General features: G+C 70.0%; 2 protein-coding genes. Both read left to right on the top strand.

Features of this window, described 5'->3' with window-relative positions; genetic code table 11:
* Window positions 1-1430: hypothetical protein (locus tag AB0C29_RS35580; RefSeq protein WP_360829866.1), on the top strand; the 1430-nt coding region annotated here is incomplete at its 5' end.
* 11 nt (window positions 1431-1441) lie between these two features.
* The gene (locus tag AB0C29_RS35575) at window positions 1442-4402 is read left to right on the top strand and encodes a hypothetical protein (RefSeq protein WP_360829864.1); all 2961 of its coding nucleotides are present in this window, start codon (window positions 1442-1444) and stop codon (window positions 4400-4402) included.
* Window positions 4403-4436: the final 34 nt, after the last annotated feature.

Genomic DNA, 4436 nt, shown 5'->3' with positions numbered 1-4436 from the left:
CGGCGGTCGCGGGTCCGGCCACCGCCCCGGGTGACCTCAACGGTGTGCCGATGGCGGCGATCGAGCGGATGCGCCGGGAAGCGCCGCTGGTCGGTGCGGCCGAGCGGATCACTGCCGCGGCCGGCAACGGCAAGGCGTCCGGTTTCACCGGGGTGGCTCTCACCGACGACGGCTCACGGGTGCGGGTCTACTGGAAGGGACAGCCGCCCGCCGGGGTCCGCACGGTCATCGACCGGGAGGCCCGGAAGGTTCCGGTCGCCGTCGAACAGGCGCGCTTCTCCCGCCAGGAACTCACCGCGGCCGCGAGCCAGGTGCTGCGCAGCATCGAACCGCTCGGCAAATCTGTCACGGTTAGCGTTCCGGTCTCCGGGACCGGCCTCACGGTGAGCGCCGAGGACCCGGCGGCGGCGAAGGCGCTGCTCCCCTCGACTCCGGTGCCGCTGACGGTGAAGAAGGCGGCCACTCCCGCCAAGGTGAAGAAGTCCGCCACTTCCGCGAAGAAGACGACCGCGGCCAAGGCGACCGCGGCCAAGGCCCTGGCCGTGAACCAGCCGCCGTCGCCCAGCCGGCAGGACGACACCCGGCCGGCGTGGGGCGGCGCGCACTGGATCAACTCCAACGCGACCGGCGGCAACGGCGGTGCGCAGGCCCGCAACGCTGTCGGCAACGTCGCCAACTACGACGACAAGTGGCACTGCACGTCGGGCTTCCCGATGCTGGACAAGCGCACCAACACCGAGTTGATGCTCGGCGCCGCGTCCTGCGGCCGGCCGCGGCAGCTGTTCCTGGATCCGACCGGTGTCGCCGTCAACGACTCGCTCGCCGGCTGTGACTGTTGGGTGAACGACGACTTCGGGGTGATGCTGACCCGTCCGACCGGCGGAGCCGAGCCGTTCGTTTACACCGGCGGGACGTGGAGCGAGATCGGCTGGTCGGTCGAGTCGTGGGGAAGTCTTGTCGGCGGGCAGACCGTCTGCATCTCCGGAGCGCACACCGGGGTCGCCTGCAACGCCAAGGTCAGCGACAGCGCGGTCGGCACATACAACGCCTACACCCCGGGCTCGCAGGGCGTGTCGCACAAGGTCTTCTACCTGACCCCGATCATCCCGGGGACTGCGCCCCGCCCCTACACGCTGATGGATGGATCGTCCTGCGGGGTGCTGACGAACCCGAGGCAGTTCGAGGAAGACCAGTGCGTAGACCCGGTCCTCGGTGAGGGCGACGTCGGCGCGCCGGTCTTCACGATCGACGGGGGACAGCTCACCGGAGTCACGCTCCGCGGCATCCTTGTCCGGTTGGAACTCGGTGGGATCGACAACGACCAGAACACGTTCGTGGACGCGCAGAGCATGGGCAACGTGTTCGAGGCTTTCCGCGGCGTCTTCGGCTCCGACCTCACCATCCTCAACAAAGCAAACGACATCCGATGAAGGCGGCCGTCATGAAAGTACGTGTCCGGCGGCCCCTGGCGAACATCGCCGCCGCCGTCGTCGCCGCCACCGCGGCCCTCTACGCACCCGCACTCGCCGAGGCCGCCGGTCCGGTGGCCGCGGACCTGAAGAGCGCCGGTGCGGTCGCACCCGCAGTGCGCGACAAGGTGCTCGGCTCCGGCTGGCGCTCCTCCGGTGACCGGGCCTGGACCACCGCGAGCGACGCCGACGGATTCCACATCCTGGTGGCCGACTCCGCAAAGGGGTACGCCTGGCGGGATGCCGCGACCCTGGCGGAGCCGGGCTTCGCCACCGACCGGTGGGTCGGCAACGCCTGCATCACCGGCTCGGGTCGCCGGGTGGTCGCCGTGTACGCGCCGCGCAACTTCACCAATCACGCCGAGCTGAGTGGGCGCGGCGGCTTCACCGCGGTCGTCGACCTGGACACCGGTGCGGTCACCCGACTGCCGGTCACCACCAGCCTCGCCTACTTCAACCCGGGGTGCGGCACTGACGAGAACGTGGCGCTCACGCAGGAGGGCGATGAGAACCTGCCGAAGACCCGGCTGCTCAAACTGGACGCCGGCCGGGCCACCCTCGCCAAGGCGGTGGAGCTGACCGGGCAGGCCACCTCGGCGGTACCGGCCGGTGCCGGCTTTTTCGCGGCCCGCGGCAACGGCATCGCGGAGATCACCGCCGATGGCAGGTCCCGGGAACGGATCAGGACGACGGCCGTACCGTTCGGGTTGACCGTGGACGGCGCGGGCGGTGTCAGCTACCTGGAGCAGACGACGGCCGGAATGGCCGCCCGTCGCTTGGCAGGCGGGCGCGGCGCTCTGCTCGCGGAGGGCCGTCTCGGTGCGTTCGGTCTGGCCCGGGGTTCGGCCGGCCGGGTCTTTCTGACCGGTACGCCGACGGCGGTTCGCCCGCTTCCCGCGCAGGTCTCGCGGGTCGCGGCAGACCCGCAGGCAGATCTGTCCACGCAGGGCCGGATGGCGGTGCAGCAGGAACTCGCCGCAGTGGACGTGTTCCCGAGCGACACCCGGCCGGTCACACGCAAGTCTCTGCGGCTCGCCGCCCGGGTCCCGGCGACCGGAGCCAGCGTGCCGTTCACGGTGGCGCCCGGCACTCCGGCACCGGTGAACGCGGAGCCGGCCGAGGCGGCCTCGGCGAAGGCCGGCTCGCCGAACGCGGTCGCGCCTAAGGCCGCCGCCCGCGTCGCCGCCGCGTCGCCGTCCGAACCGGTGGAGACGGAGGCCTACTGCTCGGTGCCGCGCAACGACATCCACACGATGGCTTACCAGCCCCGGAACCGGCAGATCGAGTGGGCGGTGGACTACGCGATCTTCAACGGCCTCACGACGGTGCGCCCGGCCGGCTACCGCAACTTCGGGCTCGGGTCGTACTCGCCGCAGGAGCTGTACCCGAGTCGACCACTGTACGGCGGCGGTCACGTCGCGGCGCAGATCATGCTCGGCATCCTCGCCCAGGAGACCAACCTCTGGCAGGCGTCGCAGGCGGACTCGGGTGAGTACGGCAGCCCGCTGATCGGCAACTACTACGGCCAGCACTACTACGACGCCGACACCAGCGACGACTGGCAGATCCACTGGGCCGACTCGGACTGTGGATACGGCATCGGCCAGGTCACCGACGGCATGCGCAAGGCCGGCCACGAGAAGCCGGGTGAGGTCGCCCGCAGTACGTTCCGCCAGCGCGCGATCGCCCTCGACTACGCCGTCAACATCGCCGCCGGCCTCCAGATCCTCCAGGAGAAGTGGAACGCGACGATGGAGGACGGTCTGGTCATCAACAACGGGGATCCGACTCGCATCGAGAACTGGTTCTTCGCCGCCTGGGCCTACAACAGCGGTTACCACCCGTACGAGGGCGCCGGCAAGCCGTGGGGCATGGGCTGGGGCAACAACCCGATCAACCCGCGTTACGACCCGACCCGGCACATGTTCCTCGACGTCGCGCACCCGGAGGTCTACGGCGACAACGCGCCGACCATGCGCGATGCCTCCCACCCGCAGGACTGGCCCTATCAGGAGAAGGTGATGGGCTGGGCGGCGCAGTCGATCGACACTGTCGATGGAACCGGCTTCCGCATCGCGTCCTGGAACGCGACGAAGGACGGCATCGAGGGGGAGATCGGAGCACGGTTGCGCCGGAGCGCCGCGAAGCCCGACCCGAAGCTGTTCTGCACCGCGGCCAACACCTGTGACCCCGACCTGGCGGTTCAGCCGAACGAGCCGGGTATGGAGAACGAGAAGCCGGGGCCGTGCCTGCACAAGAACGACGCCGGGCAGTACGACCTCAAGTGCTGGATCCACGAGTCCGTGGTGTGGAAGGCGGACTGCGCGGCCAGCTGCGGTTTCGAGGGCATCCGGTACGACCTCAGCGGCAACTACGCGGAGCCGGCGGACGCCACCCACTATCCGCCGCCGTGCACGCCCAACCCGGCGTTCATCGCGGGTACGGTGATCGTCGACGACGTGCCGTCCGGGACGGTGACCCCACGCTGTGGCAAGACGAACTTCCCGCGGGGCAGCTTCAGTCTCGACTTCGCCGGCGTCGCGGCGGACCAGCTGACCTCCAAGATCGAATTCCAGCAGTTGGACAGCGGATTCGCCGGCCACAACTGGTTCGCACGGGCCCGGTACGGCGGCGCGTGGCGCGTCACCGGAACCTGGAAGAGCCCGGTCGAGATGAACGGGACGATCGGCGTCTGGGTCTATATCCCGGCGCACGGTGCGCGGACCACGCGGGCGATCTACCACATCCGGTCGCTGGACGGCCGCATCCGGCAGGCCACCGTCGATCAGACAGCCAACGCCGGTAAGTGGGTCAACCTGGGCCGCTACCAGACCGACGCCGGGCTGACGGTCAACCTTGAGAACACCCGCTCGCCGTCGGACGGCAGTTCCGTCGGCTACGACGCGGTGGCTTTCGTGCCGCTGCCGGCGTAGCCGGGTCGTCGGCATCCGTGCCGCATCCACACCC

It is taken from the genome of Actinoplanes sp. NPDC048791 (assembly GCF_040650095.1).
In the GTDB taxonomy this organism is placed as follows: Bacteria; Actinomycetota; Actinomycetes; order Mycobacteriales; family Micromonosporaceae; genus Actinoplanes.
This window is presented reverse-complemented; position numbering and strand designations above follow the sequence as displayed.